The 18,560-nt window shown below is 41.4% G+C and carries 17 protein-coding genes and 1 other RNA gene; 11 read left to right on the forward strand and 7 right to left on the reverse strand.

The window, feature by feature from the left end:
* Positions 1-3: 3 nt before the first annotated feature.
* Positions 4-1,260 carry a 2-oxoglutarate dehydrogenase complex dihydrolipoyllysine-residue succinyltransferase gene (gene odhB / locus UJ203_RS04950; RefSeq protein WP_322008809.1) on the forward strand — a complete coding sequence of 419 codons (1,257 nt, stop codon included), beginning with the start codon at positions 4-6 and terminating at the stop codon, positions 1,258-1,260.
* Between the two features lie 57 nt (positions 1,261-1,317).
* Here the strand turns inward: odhB and UJ203_RS04955 are convergent, their stop codons facing one another.
* A complete protein-coding gene (locus UJ203_RS04955) occupies positions 1,318-2,283 on the reverse strand; it encodes a bile acid:sodium symporter family protein (RefSeq protein ID WP_322008811.1) in 966 nt (321 codons plus the stop codon).
* 240 nt (positions 2,284-2,523) lie between these two features.
* Here UJ203_RS04955 and UJ203_RS04960 point away from each other — a divergent pair, with 240 nt between their 5' ends.
* On the forward strand, positions 2,524-3,861 hold the full coding sequence (locus UJ203_RS04960; protein WP_095713102.1) for a sodium-dependent transporter: 1,338 nt from the start codon (positions 2,524-2,526) through the stop codon (positions 3,859-3,861).
* A 31-nt stretch (positions 3,862-3,892) separates the two neighbouring features.
* Here the strand turns inward: UJ203_RS04960 and UJ203_RS04965 are convergent, their stop codons facing one another.
* The 3 genes from UJ203_RS04965 to dhaS all read right to left on the reverse strand — a co-directional run bounded on the left by UJ203_RS04965 (position 3,893) and on the right by dhaS (position 8,213).
* The gene (locus UJ203_RS04965; RefSeq protein ID WP_105955027.1) at positions 3,893-4,738 is read right to left on the reverse strand and encodes a superoxide dismutase; all 846 of its coding nucleotides are present in this window, start codon (positions 4,736-4,738) and stop codon (positions 3,893-3,895) included.
* The gene (locus tag UJ203_RS04970; RefSeq protein ID WP_322008815.1) at positions 4,728-6,626 is read right to left on the reverse strand and encodes a prenyltransferase/squalene oxidase repeat-containing protein; all 1,899 of its coding nucleotides are present in this window, start codon (positions 6,624-6,626) and stop codon (positions 4,728-4,730) included. The genes UJ203_RS04965 and UJ203_RS04970 overlap by 11 nt, the downstream gene beginning before the upstream one ends.
* Before the next feature lie 99 nt (positions 6,627-6,725).
* A complete protein-coding gene (dhaS, locus tag UJ203_RS04975; protein ID WP_105992065.1) occupies positions 6,726-8,213 on the reverse strand; it encodes an aldehyde dehydrogenase DhaS in 1,488 nt (495 codons plus the stop codon).
* 228 nt (positions 8,214-8,441) lie between these two features.
* Here dhaS and UJ203_RS04980 point away from each other — a divergent pair, with 228 nt between their 5' ends.
* The 9 genes from UJ203_RS04980 to UJ203_RS05020 all read left to right on the forward strand — a co-directional run bounded on the left by UJ203_RS04980 (position 8,442) and on the right by UJ203_RS05020 (position 15,434).
* Entirely contained in the window at positions 8,442-8,645 is a 204-nt protein-coding gene (locus tag UJ203_RS04980) for a DUF6501 family protein (RefSeq protein ID WP_024121722.1), read from the forward strand.
* A gap of 385 nt (positions 8,646-9,030) precedes the next feature.
* Positions 9,031-9,375 (forward strand): PH domain-containing protein, encoded by a 345-nt coding sequence (locus tag UJ203_RS04985; RefSeq protein WP_024121720.1) that lies wholly within the window; start codon positions 9,031-9,033, stop codon positions 9,373-9,375.
* 122 nt (positions 9,376-9,497) lie between these two features.
* On the forward strand, positions 9,498-9,989 hold the full coding sequence (locus tag UJ203_RS04990) for a TraR/DksA family transcriptional regulator (RefSeq protein ID WP_059293268.1): 492 nt from the start codon (positions 9,498-9,500) through the stop codon (positions 9,987-9,989).
* 150 nt (positions 9,990-10,139) lie between these two features.
* Positions 10,140-10,766: an FMN-dependent NADH-azoreductase AzoJ gene (gene azoJ / locus UJ203_RS04995; protein ID WP_024121718.1), complete on the forward strand. Its 627-nt coding sequence runs from the start codon at positions 10,140-10,142 to the stop codon at positions 10,764-10,766.
* A 231-nt stretch (positions 10,767-10,997) separates the two neighbouring features.
* Positions 10,998-11,184, forward strand: a non-coding RNA gene (gene ssrS / locus UJ203_RS05000) — 6S RNA.
* A gap of 143 nt (positions 11,185-11,327) precedes the next feature.
* On the forward strand, positions 11,328-13,115 hold the full coding sequence (recQ, locus tag UJ203_RS05005) for a DNA helicase RecQ (protein WP_322008823.1): 1,788 nt from the start codon (positions 11,328-11,330) through the stop codon (positions 13,113-13,115).
* 236 nt (positions 13,116-13,351) lie between these two features.
* Positions 13,352-14,215 carry a LysM peptidoglycan-binding and 3D domain-containing protein gene (locus UJ203_RS05010; RefSeq protein ID WP_044155560.1) on the forward strand — a complete coding sequence of 288 codons (864 nt, stop codon included), beginning with the start codon at positions 13,352-13,354 and terminating at the stop codon, positions 14,213-14,215.
* Positions 14,216-14,788: 573 nt separating this feature from the next.
* Positions 14,789-14,983 carry a hypothetical protein gene (locus tag UJ203_RS05015; protein ID WP_322008826.1) on the forward strand — a complete coding sequence of 65 codons (195 nt, stop codon included), beginning with the start codon at positions 14,789-14,791 and terminating at the stop codon, positions 14,981-14,983.
* 115 nt (positions 14,984-15,098) lie between these two features.
* Positions 15,099-15,434, forward strand: a complete 336-nt coding sequence (locus tag UJ203_RS05020) for a sodium:solute symporter family transporter (RefSeq protein ID WP_322008828.1) — start codon at positions 15,099-15,101, stop codon at positions 15,432-15,434.
* A gap of 127 nt (positions 15,435-15,561) precedes the next feature.
* Here UJ203_RS05020 and desR read toward each other — a convergent pair whose 3' ends face one another.
* The 3 genes from desR to desE all read right to left on the reverse strand — a co-directional run bounded on the left by desR (position 15,562) and on the right by desE (position 18,470).
* Positions 15,562-16,161: a two-component system response regulator DesR gene (gene desR / locus UJ203_RS05025; RefSeq protein ID WP_044155563.1), complete on the reverse strand. Its 600-nt coding sequence runs from the start codon at positions 16,159-16,161 to the stop codon at positions 15,562-15,564.
* Positions 16,162-16,179: 18 nt separating this feature from the next.
* The gene (gene desK, locus UJ203_RS05030) at positions 16,180-17,292 is read right to left on the reverse strand and encodes a two-component sensor histidine kinase DesK (protein WP_322008830.1); all 1,113 of its coding nucleotides are present in this window, start codon (positions 17,290-17,292) and stop codon (positions 16,180-16,182) included.
* 119 nt (positions 17,293-17,411) lie between these two features.
* The gene (gene desE, locus UJ203_RS05035; protein WP_322008832.1) at positions 17,412-18,470 is read right to left on the reverse strand and encodes a fatty acid desaturase DesE; all 1,059 of its coding nucleotides are present in this window, start codon (positions 18,468-18,470) and stop codon (positions 17,412-17,414) included.
* Positions 18,471-18,560 lie beyond the last annotated feature (90 nt).

The raw sequence follows: 18,560 nt of genomic DNA on the forward strand, positions 1-18,560 counted from the left end.
AAAATGGCGGAAATTAAGGTACCTGAATTAGCAGAATCAATCTCAGAAGGAACAATAGCCCAATGGTTAAAGCAGCCCGGTGATTATGTAGAACAGGGGGAATATCTGCTTGAACTTGAAACGGATAAAGTAAATGTAGAATTGACAGCAGAAGAATCGGGTGTTCTTCAAGAGGTATTGAAAGATTCGGGTGATACCGTCCAAGTTGGAGAAATTATCGGTACCATTACAGAAGGCGCGGGTGAAAGTTCTGCCCCTGCTCCTTCAGAGAAGGCTGAAAGCAAAGAAAGTGAAAAAGAAGAAAAGCAAGCTGAACCAGCGGCGCAAGAAGTGAGCCAGGAAGCGCAAACGGAAGCAAAATCAAGAACAATTGCATCTCCTTCTGCCCGTAAGCTGGCGAGAGAGAAAGGGATTGACCTGTCTCAGGTTCCGACTGGCGACCCGCTTGGAAGAGTGCGCAAACAGGATGTTGAGGCGTATGAAAAACCAGCGGCGAAACCAGCTCCTCAGCAGCAAAAACAACAGCCGCAGGCTCAAAAAACACAGCAAAGCTTTGAAAAGCCTGTTGAAGTGCAAAAAATGTCACGCCGCAGACAGACGATTGCAAAACGTCTAGTCGAAGTTCAGCAAACATCTGCGATGCTGACTACATTTAATGAAGTTGACATGACGGCTGTTATGAATCTCAGAAAACGTCGCAAAGACCAATTCTTTGAGCAAAATGAAGTGAAGCTGGGCTTTATGTCTTTCTTTACAAAAGCTGTTGTAGCGGCATTGAAAAAATATCCGCTCTTGAATGCAGAAATTCAAGGCGATGAGCTGATTGTTAAGAAATTCTATGATATCGGAATCGCTGTTGCAGCTGAAGAAGGACTTGTCGTTCCAGTTGTACGGGATGCGGACCGTCTGACATTTGCAGGCATTGAAAAAGAAATCGGCGAGCTTGCGAAAAAAGCGAGAAGCAATAAATTGACCCTTGGTGAGCTGCAAGGAGGCTCATTTACAATTACAAACGGAGGGACTTTCGGTTCACTCATGTCGACACCGATTTTAAACAGCCCTCAAGTTGGTATCCTGGGTATGCATAAGATTCAGCTGCGCCCTGTCGCAATTGATGAAGAGCGTTTCGAAAACCGTCCGATGATGTATATTGCATTATCTTATGATCACCGGATCGTAGATGGTAAAGAAGCAGTTGGATTCCTTGTCACAATTAAAAACTTACTAGAAGATCCTGAACAGCTTTTGTTAGAGGGATAAAACAAAAAAGGTACATCACGGATAAACGTGATGTACCTTTTTATATACAATAGAATGTTAAAGAGACAGTTCTGTGCTGTTTGAATCTTCTTTTGGATTCTTACCTTTTTTAGACCAATATGTAGCGAGCAGGGAGCCCGAAAGGTTGTGCCATACACTGAAAATCGCGCTCGGAACGGCAGACAGCGGTGAAAAATGTGCCGTGGCAAGTGCTGCGCCAAGCCCTGAGTTTTGCATGCCGACTTCGATTGCAATTGCTTTTTGAGACGCATAATCCATTTTTAACAGCTTTGCACAAAGAAATCCCAGTAAATATCCAAACCCGTTGTGCAGGATAACTACTGAAAAAATAAGCAAACCTGATTGAAGCAGGTTTTCCCGGTTGCCGCTTACAACAGCTGACACAATGGCAACGATACCGATGACTGAAACAAGCGGCAGGGCATGAACGGCTTTTGCGACCTGTTTTTTGAAAAATATTTTGACGACTAGGCCTGCAATGATTGGAATCAATACAGCCTGCAAAATCGAAATAAATAACGAGCCAGGTGAGACAGGCAGCCATTCCTTGGCAAACAGCATAATCAAAACCGGCGTCAAAACAGGTGCCAACAGGGTGGAAATTGTTGTGACAGCAACAGACAGGGCCGTATTGCCTTTTGCTAAAAATGTCATGACATTAGAGGCAGTTCCACCGGGACAGCAGCCAACGAGAATAACGCCTACCGCGATTTCCGAGGGGAGATGCAGGCCATATGCTAAGCCGAAAGCAACAAGCGGCATAATCGTATATTGGGCAATCACGCCGATAATGACGTACAAAGGTTTTCTGATCAGCTCTTTAAAATCATCGGTTTGCAGTGTTAGCCCCATTCCAAACATAATAATGCCAAGAAAAATCGTAATATAAGAACTGATCCAAGAAAATAATGACGGGAAAGAAAATCCGAGCACGGCAAAAACAATGACCCAGATTCCGAAGGTTTGTCCCGCGAAATGACTTATCTTTCTGATGTTTTCCATAAAAACACTCCTCATACACTGATCAAGAACTCCAGCAGAAATCCTTACAGATTTTTTGGTATTCCCCTATTATAATTAATTTTCTGAATAATTCAATATTGATAGATTGACTGTATTCTGATATATTCATGAAGATAGATGATAAATATATTATGTAAACTAATCAAAATATTCTTGACTATATAGGTAGATATTCTTACAATGAACCTTTAAAGTGTTTTGGAAAATAGGAGTGATAGGGTGAAGGAAGCTAATCAATGGTCTTCGAAGCTGGGCTTTATTTTAGCTGCGGCTGGATCGGCTATCGGTCTCGGTGCAATATGGAAATTCCCATATGTAGCAGGCACCAGCGGAGGAGGCGCGTTTTTATTTATTTTTATTTTATTTACAATTTTAATCGGACTGCCATTATTGCTCGGTGAATTCATCATAGGCAGAAAAACACAGCAAGATGCCGTCCAATCCTATAAATCTCTTGCTCCAGGGTCTAAGTGGCATTGGATAGGCTATTTGGGCATGGCGACGTGCTTTATTCTGTTATCATTCTACAGCGTCGTCGGCGGATGGATTTTAAATTACATTTTTAAAGGCTTTACCGGCGGTTTATCGCATACGTCAGGATTTGATACGCTGTTTGCGAATACTATTTCAAATCCTTATTTGGCTGTAGGAGGCCAGCTGCTGTTTATGCTGGTCACAATTTTAGTTGTCGCAAAAGGTGTAAGCAGCGGAATTGAAAAAGCAAGCCAAATTTTAATGCCGGCGCTTTTTATATTATTTATCATTTTAATGGTGCGTTCAGTTACACTTCATGGAGCGATAGAAGGTATTAAGTTTTTCCTGACACCTGATATCTCTGCGATTGACGCCAATACGATATTATATGCGATGGGCCAGTCCTTCTTCTTATTAAGTGTCGGTGTATCTGTAATGGTAACGTATAGTGCTTATCTAGAGAAACAAGAAAATCTGGTGCAGTCTGCTGTATCTGTTACGGTTTTGAATGTCCTTGTCGCCATTATGGCGGGCATCGCGATCTTTCCAGCTGTTTTTTCATTCGGTCTCAAACCGGATCAAGGGCCTGTTCTGTTATTTAATGTGCTGCCGACTGTATTTAATCAAATGCCGTTCGGAATTGTCTTTTTATTAGCATTTTTAATTCTATTTTTATTTGCGGCACTGACCTCTGCCTTTTCAATGCTTGAAATTTTGGTCGCTGTGCTTTCTAAAGGCGATGTTAGTAAAAGAAAACGATTTGCCTGGATCGGCGGGATTGCTATCTTTCTGGTCGGCGTACCGTCTGCGTTATCATACGGGGTTTTAAGTGATGTTACCATTTTTCACATGTCTATTTTTGACGCAGCTGATTTTCTGGTCAGCAATATTTTAATGCCGTTAGGAGCGTTATTGATTTCTATCTTTGTACCGTTAAAAATACCGAAAGAGGATTTGTTTAACGAGCTGAAAAGCGGCTCAAACCTCAAGCGAAAGTGGTTTGCGGTTTGGCTTCTGCTAATACGTTATCTTTCACCTGTTGCAATCATTATTGTATTTTTACATGTATTAGGTGTTTTTTAAAAAATGAAGCCCCCTGGAAAAGGGGGCTTTTTTAATAGAGTTTCCATACAACTTCTTTTGCCTGTTCAAAACGTTTTTCGGCTTCACGCCAATCGACTACATTCCACCAATGATCAACATAGCTCCCGCGGTCATTTTTATATTGCAAATAGTAAGCATGTTCCCATACATCAAGCGGCAAAAGAGGGATAACATCCCACTGGCTGAAGTGCTGGTGCTTCTCTGCGGCTAAAATCTCAAGCCGTCCGGAACGAGGGGACCAGACAAGAATGGCCCACCCGACACCCTCCACTTTTTTTGCAGCTTGGGTAAAATGCTCCTTAAAGGCCGAATAGCTTCCAAATGAAAGATCGATCATTTGAAACAATGCTCCAGTAGGACGTCTTTTTCCGTTTGGATGCATAGAAAACCAAAAAATACTGTGCAAATAATGGCCAGCTCCATGAAATGCCAGCTCTCTTTCCCAATGAGTGATCAAGTCATAGTTCTTTGAAGCTCTGGCATTCTTAAGCTCCAATTCTGCTTTATTCAGTCCGTCAACATAGCTTTGATGATGCTTTGTATGATGAAGCACCATAATATCACGAGAAATATAAGGTTCTAAAGCGGAGTACTTGTACGGAAGCTTTGGGAGAACATGTTTTCCTATAGGAACGAAGGCACGTCTTTCACCTGTTTCTTCTGATTGTGTAATATCACGATAGAGTGTGGCGGCCTGCTGATACCACTCTTCTTCTGTCGTCTGGTCATCCTCCAGCGCTTCAATCATCTTTTCGATTTGATCCTCAAATTGATCAAGCTGTCCTCGTTTTTGAATCTGATCTTTTAAGGCTTCACACCAATTGAACATCTCGGTTTGATAAGATTCACGTTTCATTTGCTGTCTCCTTTTCAATAGAATTCAAATACTTGCTGACAGCCAGCAAAGGGAACACATAAGGGTAACTATGGTACCGAATATAAAATTGCTTTGGCAGCCCGATTCCCACTGGATAAGTCAAGCTTCTACCGTCATGAGAACTGCTGTCCATGAGGTAGTTCATTCCTTTCACAATTGCTGGATGACTGGGTTTTTCATATTGCAATAAAGCATCTAAAGCCCATGCAGTTTGTATAATGGTTCCTTCTTTAAGCGGCACATAGGTTTTGACCTCCGCGCTTTTGCAGGATTCACCCCAGCTGCCGTCATCATTTTGTACGGTTTTGAGCCACCTGATTGCCTTTTGTATCGAAGAATGTGTTCGAACAACTCCGCAGGCGTGCATACCGGTCAAGGCAGCCCATGTGCCATAAATGTAGCAAACACCCCATCGTCCGTACCAAGATCCATTATGTTCCTGGTTTTCAAAAAGCCAGTTCACAGCACGCTGAATGTGGTGATGTTTTACTGAAAAGCCAGCTTTTTCACCTAAAAAGTGCAGCACACGCCCGGTGAGGTCGGCGGTTGAGGGATCAACAGCCGCATCCTCGGCGGATTCAAGCGGGAGGTGGCGGATAAGAGGGTGGTTCACATTTTTTTCAAAGGCGGAAAACCCTCCATCATTGTTCTGCATCGATAAAAGCCAAGCCACACCTCGCTCCCAAGAAGAAGGAGAGAAGTTGCGGGGAATTGCTTTTAAGACGGCTGCGGTGTCGTCACAATCAGGGTTATTCGTGTTGATATTTGAAAATCCCCAGCCTCCTGGAGATACATTTGGATTTTTGACAGACCAATCTGCTATCTTGGTATGCTGCCGCTTTTGTAAAAAAGAAGCGGCTTTTGTAATTGTACCGTCTGTTTCGGCAACGCCGTTTTGCTGAAGCGCATAAGTGATTAATGCAGTATCCCAAACAGTGGATGTGGAATTTTCTAAATAAGGAATGCCGCCGCATTCAGTCACCAATGCTTTGATGCCATTTATTGCCCTTCGGATAACCGGTGAATGGCGTGACACACCAAGTGACAGAAGGCTGTATACCATAAATATTGTGGCGCTTGCATAACTGTACAGTGTGCCGTCTTCTTCAATCCGGTCAAGCATATACGTTTTAGCTGTGTGTAAGCCCAGCTCCTGAAGAGCAAAGGGTGCACGAAAAATGCGCTTCCAATGAGTCAGAACAGAAGAGAGGTCTCTCTCCTCGAAAGCATCGGAACGGAGCCAAGTCAAAGGATTTTTTGTCATGTGCGGGTCGAGGTGGCGGAGAGATTGAATTTTGCGGTTTTTTAGTGGGAATCGCTGATTGAGTGTTACGGCCATTGGGGTAAAGTGTATACGGGCATATGTGCTGAACTGATAAAAATGAACCGGGAATGTTGGGGGAATTGCTAAAAGCGACAATGGCAAATATAAAGCGGGCCAAGGGTAAAGGCCATTTGCTGCAAGCATCCATTTTGTCATAAAATGAATATTTCTCAAGCCGCCATGTGATGCAATGAATTGTTCAGCTTTTTTCATGTGCGGATCAGTTCGATGGTAGCATCCTGAAGCCAGCATTCCGACATATCCTTGGACGGTAGCTGTTATATTGCCGCCTGTTTCGTCAGGAAAATTGTTAAACGTTCCGTCTGGCTGCTGATTTTCGCGAATGCCGGCTGCAAGCGCCGAAATGAGTTCTTTTTCGTTTTCACCTTCATCAAGTGAGGTGAGGAGCAGAATAAAAAAAGAATTCGTCATGATTGGCCCTTCAAAGCAAAATGTCCAAGAACCGTCATCATTTTGCCTATCTTTCAGCTCTGAAATGGTGTTTTGCTGATAGCGCCTCACCTTCTCCTGAAGTGTGCTCATCCCGCTCAACTCCTTCAGAAGATATATATTCATCTGCTTTTGCCGCCATTACTGAAAGAAAAAAACTGCTGACTGGCAGCAGTTTTTTTAAAAAACCTTTTAGTCCTCAAGATTAATCCATACACTCTTGACTTCTGTATAGTTATCTAGAGCATATGAACCCATTTCTCTTCCGAGTCCGGATTGTTTATAACCGCCGAATGGGGAAGCTGCGTCAAACACATTATAGCAGTTTACCCAGATAGTCCCGGCTTGAAGACGATCTGCGATATAATGGGCTTGTTTTACATTCTCGGTCCATAGTCCGGCAGCAAGTCCGTATTCAGAATGGTTAGCTCGTTCAATGACTTCATCCACTGTTTCATATGGTATGGCCGTCAGGACTGGTCCGAAAATTTCTTCTTTAGCGATGGTCATATCGTCTTCCACATTCGCAAACACAGTCGGCGCGACAAAGTATCCTTCTTCATAAGGGCAGCTTCCGCCAGTGACAGCTTTAGCTCCTTCATCTTTCCCTTTTTGAATATAAGAAAGAACACGTTCATGCTGCTCCTTGCTCACGAGCGGGCCGATTTGGGTATCTTTATGAAGTCCGGCTCCTTGGCGGAGTGATTCAGCATAAGACACCATCTCATTGACAACTTCATCATACTGGTCTTTATGAATAAAGACGCGTGAGCCCGCACAGCAGACTTGGCCTTGGTTAAACATGACACCGTTTAAAGCGCCTGGAATGGCTTTTTTCAAATTCGCATCCGGGAGCAGGATATTAGGTGATTTTCCGCCCAGTTCCAGGGTGACCCGCTTAATGCTTTTTGCCGCCGTGCCCATGATTTTCTTTCCGATTTCTGTTGATCCGGTAAAGGCAATTTTATCAACCGCTTCATGGTTGGTAAGTGCTTCTCCCGCATTCTCCCCGAATCCAGGAATGATATTGATGACACCGTCGGGGAAACCGGCTTTATCAATTAACTCAGCCAAATAAAGAGCTGAAAGCGGGGTTTGCTCAGCAGGCTTAAGCACAATGGTACAGCCGGTTGCAAGAGCCGCACCCATTTTCCACATCGCCATAAGAAGCGGGAAATTCCACGGGATGATTTGCCCGACGACGCCGACAGGCTCATGGCGTGTATAATTAAAATAGGAGCCGGAAACAGGGATTGTCTGCCCTGTTATTTTTGTACACCAGCCGGCGTAATAGCGCATATGCTCAATAGCCAGCGGGATATCTCCATTTGTTGTTTCGTTTATTGGTTTTCCGTTATCAAGGGTTTCAAGCTGAGCAAGCTCAGTTTTATGCTCTTCCATTAAATCTGCCAGCTTATACATCAGTCTGCTTCTCGATGCTGGAGACATTGTTCTCCACTCGCCTTGATCAAAGGCTTTGCGGGCAGCTTTAACGGCTTTGTCCACATCCTCTGCCTGGGCTTCATACAGCGTCATTAAGGTTTCGCCTGTCGCCGGGTTGGGCGTGTCAAAGGTTGCCCCTGAGGCACTCGGAACAAACTTTCCATCAATATAAAGCTTCTTTGTTCCCTGTAAAAATGTCTCCAGCCTTTTACTCACTTGCATCGTTAAAGAACTCATTCGTAACAAACCTCCAGTCATTTTTATGGTCTGTTCTGAGATTCTTGGTGATAGTATGGATATTGCTTGATTGAAGAGCAGGAATTAGCTGTGATCGTTACTGTGGAAGTAAGCGTATACAAACATTCTATACTAGAAAACAAGGCAAAATCAATGAATAACCGATATTGCAATTTACAAAAGAAAAAAGCTACAATAGGCTTATAGACAAGTAAAGGAGATTTCATCATGATACATAAAAATTGGCTTGAAAAAGAAACCATTAAAAAGGTAAAGTGTGTTCAGACAAACGCAAAAAAATACATTGTAAATCGCGTATTAACTCCAGGGAAAGAATATGAAGTGAAGAATGAAACAGAGGAATTTCTGTTTGTCGTCGATAATACAAATAAAATCGGCGGATACTATAAAGAATATTTTGAAGAGGTATAATCACCGATTGAATTCCTGATGGAAGAAGAAACAGAAGATGTCACAATTGAAGATACGGATGGTTATGCAAAGAACCGCAGCTAAGCTGCGGTTCTTCTTTGATTCAAAAAGGGAAAATAAAACAGATACACAAAAGAAACGTTAAAAAACTCATTTTTCAAAAAATATTTGCGGAAAATGAAACTTTTTTCTCTTTTGGTGCGTACTACATGATGACAACAATTCAAAAGACAAGAAACAAATCAAAAATTTGAAAAATGTAATCTGTTCGTAATGGTTTAAATGTCTTCTATGTCGTATTCTTATATAGGGATAAAGGACTTATTTTATTTAATGTAATCTCGTCATAAGAAAAATAGATAAATGCAGAAAGAGGGGTTCTTCATTGGGTATTTTTTCTGTTAGCAGATCAACTGACGCAAAGAAGCTTGAAGCTTTGCTCGTTGAAGGGGAAAGAATAGAATCGATTTATAAGCTCCGGGTTGACCAAATTTGCTTTACAAACAAACGTATCATTTTCTTTGATAATAAGGTGTTTTCTAAAAAGAAGGTTCGTGTATTTCTTCCATATAAAACGATTGAAAGCTTTGCCATTCAAGAAGCGGGAATGTTTGATCCCGATACTGGCCTTTTATTAATGACAAGAAGCAAAACCTTTGAATTAGAATTTGCGAAAGATACCGATTTAAGCGAAGTGCAAGCGGTGCTGACAAAGTATTTATGCAGCTGAATAAACTGACTGAGGCCAGCCGTCTCCAAAGAATGGTTTGGCTTTTTTTTGTGCCATAAAAACGCTTTTTTGGTTTGTCAGTATTCAAAACTGGGAACAGAGAAAAAAAGGAGAGGATACACATGGCACTGACTAAAGAACAAACTCAGCATCTCTACCATAAATTGCTTGATATGCAAAAAGAATTGTCTGGCGAAAAAAAGAAAACACAATCAATGACTGAAGAAGTAGGAGAGCTGTCTAATGGGGTCGATAACCATATGGCTGACCACGGAACACTTGTAACAGACCGCATGACAGACCAAACGGTAAAAGAAATAGACCGGGAGCTTTTGGAGGAAGTTAATCACGCTTTACAAAAGATAAAAGACGGAACGTACGGCATTTGTGAAAAAACAGGTCAAGACATTCCATACGAAAGATTGGAAGCTGTTCCGTACGCAAGAATGACAGTGGAAGCCCAAGCTGATATAGAGGATGACTTGGAAACGGATGCTCCGTCATTCGAAAGGGAGTTTCATGAACAGGTCAAAGATCTATCTAATAAAGAAACAATTGATCAAAAAAGCTCTCAAACGTATGAGATTTTAGATCGTGAGCAGGATTCAAACTGAAAATGGCAAGCAAGTACACCGATATGAAGTGTACTTGCTTTTTTTTATGAAAAAATCTCATATTCGAAATAAAGTGATTGACTTTGCATAAAAAAGAAAGTAACATACTATTTGTAAGTTAATATAAAAAGTTTACCGGGAGGAATACAAATGTCTACAGTTTTATTTGTAAAATCAAGTGACCGTACAGCTGAAGAAGGTGTTTCAGTTAAACTATACGAAGCATTTCTAGCTGCATATAAAGAAAACAACCCTAATGATGAAGTGATTGAATTAGATCTTCATAAAGAAAACCTTCCTTACCTTGGAAGAGATATGATTAACGGAACATTTAAAGCAGGTCAAGGTATGGAAATGACTGAGGAAGAGAAAAAACAAGCTGCTACAGCTGACAAATATCTGAACCAATTTGTAAAAGCTGATAAAGTGGTGTTCGCATTCCCGCTTTGGAACTTTACAGTGCCAGCAGTGCTTCATACTTATGTGGATTATCTGTCTCGCGCAGGCGTTACATTCAAATACACACAAGAAGGACCAGTTGGTTTAATGGGCGGCAAAAAAGTTGCACTTCTTAACGCGCGCGGCGGCGTTTATTCAGAAGGACCAATGGCTTCACTAGAAATGTCATTAAACTTCATGAAAACAGTTCTTGGTTTCTGGGGTGTTCAAGACTTGCACACAGTTGTCATCGAGGGACATAATGCAGCGCCTGATAAAGCACAAGAAATTGTTGAAAAAGGTTTACAAGAAGCGAAAGAGCTTGCTGTTAAATTTTAATGAATGAAGACTCCTATCCGTGAGATAGGAGTTTTTTTTGCGTGTACATATTATATAGAAGAAAGTGATAACTTCTTGCCGTTAAAAAGCGTCGTTTTTTATTGTAATATATTTTTTGTTTGTCGAATCATTAGATATATTAGCGAAAAAACAGTTTTATGGACGGAAAAAAGTTTTTCTGAACAATTGATCTACCCCTTGATAAAATATGTCCGATGGTGTACTATATAAAAGAAGCTACTTTGTACGTATTGTTAATTAAGTTTTAACCTTTAAGCTGTAATAGGGAGTTTTATATCGAAGCCGGAATGTCATGCCTCCATTGTAGAGGACGACAGGAACGTTTCTGCAAACACCCACTTTGAGGAGTGGTGGTTTAAAACTTTCTTACTTGCATACGGCAAGATGTAGCGAAAGCCATTTCCTTTATGGAAATGGCTTTTTATTTTATCTAAAAAAGGATTTTTATATCGAAAATTCAATTTCTATCCGAGAAGAAATGCAGGTTTATTTTTTGTGATATGATGGGAGAAATTGAAGGAAAAGCGAGGGTTACACGTTATGTTGCATAAAGCCCAATCTCTTTTGGCGCATTATTTCGGTTATGAAAAGCTGCGCAGAGGGCAGGAGGAAGCCATCCGTTCGGTGACAGAAGCGAGACAAAATACGGCCTGCATCATGCCGACGGGCGGGGGGAAGTCAATTTGCTATCAAATTCCGGCACTGATATTTGAAGGAACAACTATTGTCATTTCACCGTTAATTTCCTTAATGAAGGATCAGGTTGATGCTCTTGAAGAAGCGGGAATCAGAGCTGCTTACATCAACAGCACGCAAACCAATCAAGAGATATATGAAAGGCTGAACGGGCTGAAAGAAGGAGCTTATAAGCTTTTTTACATTACACCAGAGCGGTTAACGTCAACAGAATTTATTCGTATTCTGCAAAGCATTGACGTTCCTTTAGTAGCAATAGATGAAGCCCACTGTATTTCTCAATGGGGCCATGATTTCAGGCCAAGCTACAGAAACATTGAAATTCTGTTTCGTGAGTTAAATGACAAACCCGTCATTATCGCATTAACGGCAACAGCAACACCTGAGGTGCATGATGATATATGCAGCCAGCTGCATATTCAAAAAGAAAACACGGTGTATACCGGTTTCTCCCGTGACAATCTGACTTTAAAAGTTGCAAAAGGGGAAAACAAAGATCGTTTTATTGAAGAGTATGTAAAAAGAAACAAACATGAAGCAGGCATTATCTATACCGCGACAAGAAAAGAAGCAGATCGGATATATGAGCGATTAAAACGAAATCAGATCAGCGCAGGGCGGTATCATGGGGGCTTACAGGACGAGGTCAGAAAAGAACAGCAGGAAAGGTTTCTGAACGATGAGCTGCAGGTCATGGTTGCCACATCTGCTTTCGGCATGGGCATCGATAAATCAAATATCAGGTTTGTTCTTCATGCCCAAATCCCGAAAGATATGGAAAGCTACTATCAGGAGGCAGGACGAGCTGGCCGGGATAGCCTCGACAGTGAATGTGTGCTTTTATTTTCTCCGCAGGATATTATGGTGCAACGCTTTTTAATCGAGCAATCGGAAAATGAAGAGAAGCAAAAGCAGGATTTGAAAAAACTGCGGCAAATGGTTGACTACTGCCATACGGAAGATTGTCTGCAGCGATTTATTCTGATGTATTTCGGAGAAAAGGAGCCTGAAGCCTGCGGACAGTGCGGAAACTGCACAGATACAAGAACAGCCCATGACGTGACGAGAGAAGCGCAGATGGTCTTATCGTGTATCATTCGCATGAATGAACGTTTTGGGAAGACGATGGTTGCCCAGGTGCTCGCTGGATCAAAAAATAAAAAAGTGCTCGAAAACGGCTTTAGCAGCCTTTCAACATACGGAATATTAAAGCACCAATCAGTTGGTGAAATCAGCGACTTCATTGAATTTCTGATTGCTGACGAATTTATTAGGATGTCAGATGGAACATTTCCGACTCTTTTTGTAAGCGGAAAAGGGAGAAATGTGCTGAGAGGCGAATTATCAGTAGCGAGAAAAGAAGCATTAAAAGCAGAAGCCATTACGGAAAATGATGAGCTGTTTGAACGGCTGCGTACCTTACGCAAGCAAATTGCAGCAGAGCAGGGCGTTCCGCCTTTTGTCGTTTTTTCTGATCAGACGCTGAAAGATATGTCTGGAAAACAGCCTGTAAATGATGAGGAACTTTTGTCTGTAAAAGGAGTCGGAGAACAAAAAAGAGCAAAATATGGCCGGCTTTTTTTAGAAGAAATACAAGCTTATGTACAGGTGACAGAATCGAAAAAAGCATAAATCAACCTTTTTTTCATTGAAAAACACATTTTCTTTTCTTTTTTTTGACCCGAACTTAAAAGACTTGAAAAGCCTATTACATCAAGGGTTCAGTAAGACTTTCCAACGGAGAGAAATCCTTCATGTAAAGGAACTGTAATCTAAATCATATCTTTTTGTTATTGATTTGACATTTACATGTGTTACGATATCACCTGTTAGCCGCCAATAAAAAGCTAACAAGGGAGGATTTACTTATGAAGAAGACGATTATGTCCTTTGTAGCAGTTGCAGCACTTTCAACAACTGCATTCGGAGCTCACGCTTCTGCAAAAGAAATCACGGTGCAAAAGGGTGATACGCTCTGGGGGATCTCTCAGAAAAACGGAGTGAACCTAAAGGACCTAAAAGAATGGAACAAGTTAACTTCTGATACAATCATTGCGGGAGAAAAACTGACCATTTCTTCAGAAGAAACAACCACTTCTGGGCAATATACAATTAAAGCGGGAGATACGCTTTCTAAGATTGCTCAAAAATTCGGTACGACAGTTAACAACCTGAAAGTTTGGAATAACTTAAGCTCTGACATGATCTATGCTGGATCTGCACTTTCAGTAAAAGGTCAGGCAACAGCAGCAAACACAGTGACTGAGAATGCGCAAACAAGCGCACCTCAAACTGAAACAAAACAAGAGGCTGTGCAAAAAGAGCAACCTAAACAAGAAGCTGTTCAACAGCAACCAAAACAAGAAACAAAGGCTGCAGCAGAAACTTCTGTTAAAACAGAAGAAAAGGCTGTTGAATCTAATACAAATCAACAAGAAGCGGCAAAAGAACTAACTGTTACTGCTACTGCTTACTCTGCTAACGACGGCGGCATTTCCGGCGTTACAGCAACAGGCATCGACTTAAACAAGAACCCGAATGCTAAAGTTATTGCGGTTGATCCAAACGTGATTCCGCTAGGTTCTAAAGTCTATGTTGAAGGTTATGGAGAAGCAACAGCAGCAGACACTGGCGGCGCAATAAAAGGAAATAAAATTGACGTATTTGTACCAAACAAAAGTGATGCACATAATTGGGGCGTCAGAACAGTAAGTGTAAAAGTGTTAAATTAATAGAATAGATGAAGATAAAGGACATGTAGCTCTAAGCTCGTGTCCTTTTTTTGACGTAAAACATAATATGCTGATAAAAGAAAAATTGTGTTCTTTCTGATTTCGATGAATAGAAGGTAAACGCTCCTGTCATCTACTGTCTTTGCAGAAGGTGTTGCTGGCTTTTGCTTTGATTATTGTATCGTTCATACTCTAACCTTATTTCTTAGGGGAGGAGCCTCACTGTTTTATATATTGAAAGCTCGCTTTTATAACGAATTTATCAACTGAGCTGATGGCCGGGTTAAATGAGCAAAGCTACGCGGGCTCTATGACAGCATGTCTTGGGAAGCAAGTGCGCCGCCCGCGTTACTTAAAAACAGGAGTCATGGCGATACCTGATTTTTTGGAGCAGCGATTTGATCATAGGTTATGCTGTTTCATTCCAGCAACAATGCTGTATTCAAGGCTCTACTTCCGCTTTACGGAGACGTTTGGCATCAGCACGTTCATGGGGTTTAGCTGATTTCCTTCATTATTGCGTAACGACTGCCTACATTTTTTGCGGGCTGATAGCAGCTGCTTTTAGCAGATATGATATACGGAATTGATTTAATTTTAGACGATTTTATTATTGTGGTTCTCGGCGTTCTTGCAGTCGAAGATGGCAGCTTTGAGAGCGGAATTGCAAGACTGACTGCATTACATAAAATCGATATTCGTAATTCGGCAGATGTATCCTGGCCGACGATTTTAACAGGTTTATTAGTGAATCACCTGTATTTATGAACATGCAATTTGTTCAGCGTGCGTTAGGCGCTAAACATTCAGCTGAAGGACAGAATGGGGCTTTTTTTAGCAGGTTTTTAAACTGATCGGAGTGTATTATATAGTTGTTCCGGGAGTGACTGCCTTTTCATTTGTATGGCTTCGGAATAGAAATGCTGGCACTGTATACCCTCGACTGATCGTCGACTTATTGCCAGCGTCGCTTACTGGTGTTTTTGCCGCTATTTTATTCAGGGTGATCTTAAGCTCTTTCAGTGGGGCTTTAAACAGTACAGTTACCTTGTTTACATTAAATATATACAAGCCAATGTTCAAGCCAGATGATGGTGAAGGTGAAATTGTCAAATCAGGGCGCACTTTTGTTCAAGCCCTCGGGATTGTATCCATGTCATCGCACCATTTGTTTTATACGCGCCATAGAGCTATACAGCTATCATCAAGAGGTGGATGATATGCCAATGAACAATGAACGGCTGATGTGTTATTTTCATTCTTGGAGCGGCAACATATTTCCTGTTTCAGCGTGGGGAGTAGCAGATGAACAAAAGAGGATCTTGGACGTATGCCAAGATCCTCTTTTACTTAAACCAGCCTTTTTCCTTTGAGCGCGTAATGGCTTCTATACGGTTTTTCACTTCAAGCTTTTCTAGAATCATGGAGATATAATTTCGCACCGTTCCGCTTTTAATGCTGAGTTCTTGGGCGATTTCTTTTGTGTTTTTTCCGTCAGCCACAAGTTCGAGCACTTCTTTTTCTCTATCTGTGAGAGGGTTGGCCTCGCTATACATATCCTCCATCAGCTCAGGTGCGTAGATACGCTTTCCGTTCATGACGCTTCGGATGGCGCTCGCGAGCTCTTCGCTGGGACTGTCCTTCAACAAATAGCCTTTAACGCCGGCTTTAATGGCTCTCTGAAAGTAGCCGGGGCGGGCAAAAGTGGTTAAGATAATAATTTTGCAATCTGTATCCTTTAATTCCTCAGCAGCTTCAAGCCCCGTCTTTCCGGGCATTTCAATGTCCATAATGCATACATCGGGCTGATGTTTTTTTGCAAATTCGACAGCATCCTGTCCGGTTGTTCCTTTGCCGACAACTTTCATATCGTCTTCTAAGTTCAATAGTGATCCTAAAGCGCCCAGCAGCATCTGCTGATCTTCCGCAATAAATATACTAATCATGTAAGCCATCCTTTTTGTTTATTTTGAGTTATTAGGAATCGTCATGGTAAGCTTGGTTCCGTTTTTGGTGTCGATGTGAAGGCTCCCGTTTGCAAATTCAAGACGCTCTCTCATACCGAGTAAGCCATGTCCTTTTGAAAAGCACGTGTCTCTTCCTTGAAATGTTCCATCGTCAGACACTGTAATAACAACTTCCTTCCAGAGCTCCTGAATATCAACTCGGCATGTTTTAGCCTGACTGTGTTTGACAACATTTGTGACAGCTTCCTTTAAGCACATGCTCAAAATGTTTTCATTAAGCAATGAGATATTTTCGGGCATTTTCTCATCTTCGTAGATAAATGTAATGTCAGCTGCTTCGAGAATTTGTTTGATGTTTATGATTTCATCCTTGAGCCGGATACCTTTCATTGAGGATACGATTTTTCTTACTTCATTTAAAGAAGTTCTCGCTGTTTGCTGAACACTTTTCAGCTCACGCGTTGCTTGTTCAGGATCTTTGTATATTAATTTTCTCGCCAAGTCGCTTTTTAAACCGATAAGAGAAAGCTTTTGACCAAGTGTATCGTGGAGATCGCGGGCAATCCGCTGCCTTTCTTCTAATTTTACCAAATCGGCAATCCGTTCATTTGCAAATTCAAGTTTTTCTTCCAGCCGTTCGCGCTCCTTGCGGCTTCTGACACTGAACGGCAATAAAATTGCACTGATGAGGGTAATGACTACAAAAGGAATTTGTGTCAGAAAGAATTCTTTTTTTAACACAAGACTGAAATTCGCTGCGACAGCTGCGCTTATTAAATGTACGTAATATAAAATGTGGAAAGGGACGCGTTCTTTTATGTTTCCAATAAAATACGCAATAAAAAAAGCAAAATAAATATAACTGAACAGCGTAATGGAGGCGGTTGAAATGCCGATTAGCAGAAACGCCCACAAATAAATGGCCCAGCCTTTTGAGACAAAAGCAAATCGATAAACCGAAAAAAATAAAAGCGTCAAAATAATTCCGACGATAATAACAAATGTAGAAGATGATTTAAATATAAAGTAGAAGGGCAGGATGAAAAATATCGTCCATATATAAGGCGTGATCCCGCTTAGTTTTTGAAATGTAAAATGCTTTTTGATCATGATATAACCTCATTTTCAGCTTTTCATCTTAAATGTAACTTTACCATTGTAAAAGCCAGATTGCACCACCGAACAATAAAAAGGAAGTCTTCTTGTTGTATAAGAAGACCTCCTAATTGTCAGGCGTTCTTCCGCAGCTTCTGTTTTTCTGTTGAATCAGGCGGAAGGCGGAAAGATATTTGTTTGATATCACGAAATGATACAAATTGTTTTTTGTCTTCATCCCAAAGCCGGAATGCGAGTGATTGCAGGCTTGTTTTTAAGGTGATTGTCGGTACGTTTTTTAATGGTTCGTGATGTTCATGAGCAACTTCAAGCTTATAGTTCGGCACCTTTGGGCTCAAATGGTGAACGTGGTGGTAACCGATATTGCCTGTCAGCCATTGAAGCAGTTTCGGGAGTTTATAAAATGAACTGCCTTCCACAGCGGCCTGAACGTAGCTCCAGTTTTCATCTGCTTCAAAATAAGAGTCTTCAAATGTATGCTGTACATAAAACAGCCACACGCCGATTGAACCTGAGATCAGAAAGATAGGGCCTTGCACGAGCAAAAACGATTGCCAGCCAAAGATCAGGCAGCAAACAGCAGCCAATGACACAATTGCCAGGTTTGTAAGGTACGTGTTCACACGCTCCTTACGTCTTGCGCCTTTTTTGTTAAAACGGTTGGTGATCAGAAAAACATAAATTGGTCCGAGAATAAACATGATAAACGGATTTCTATAAAGTCTGTATGCAAGTTTTGTGCGTCTAGGTGCGGCTTTATATTCGTTTACCGTTAACAGCCAGATGTCGCCTGTTCCGCGTTTATCCAGATTGCTGCTGGTCGCGTGATGAATCGAATGGCTGTGCTGCCATTGAAGGTAAGGGAATAAAGTCAGAACACCTGTCAGAAAACCGAGAATATGGTTATAGCGCTTTTGTTTGAAAAATGATTGATGGCAGCAGTCATGAAAGATAATGAAAATTCTTGTCAAAAATCCTGAGGCAACCACTGTTAATGCTAAAGTAAGAAGATAGGAGACATTGAGGCTGAAATAAGCAAGAAACCACAGTCCGAAGAAAGGAATAAACGTGTTTAAAAGCTGAATCAGACTGTTTTTTGTTTCGGGCTGAGCAAAAGCAGCGACTTGCTTTGTCAGCAGTTTTTGTTTATGAGCAATGGTTTTTTCAGTCATAGTAAGTATCCTCTCATTGTGTGTCTCGATTAAGTATACGCTAATGAGAGGAGTCCTTTGTAGTAGCACACATCATGCATCATACATGAC

This window comes from Bacillus sp. V26 (assembly GCF_034296245.1).
GTDB classification, from domain to species: domain Bacteria; phylum Bacillota; class Bacilli; order Bacillales; family Bacillaceae; genus Bacillus; species Bacillus halotolerans.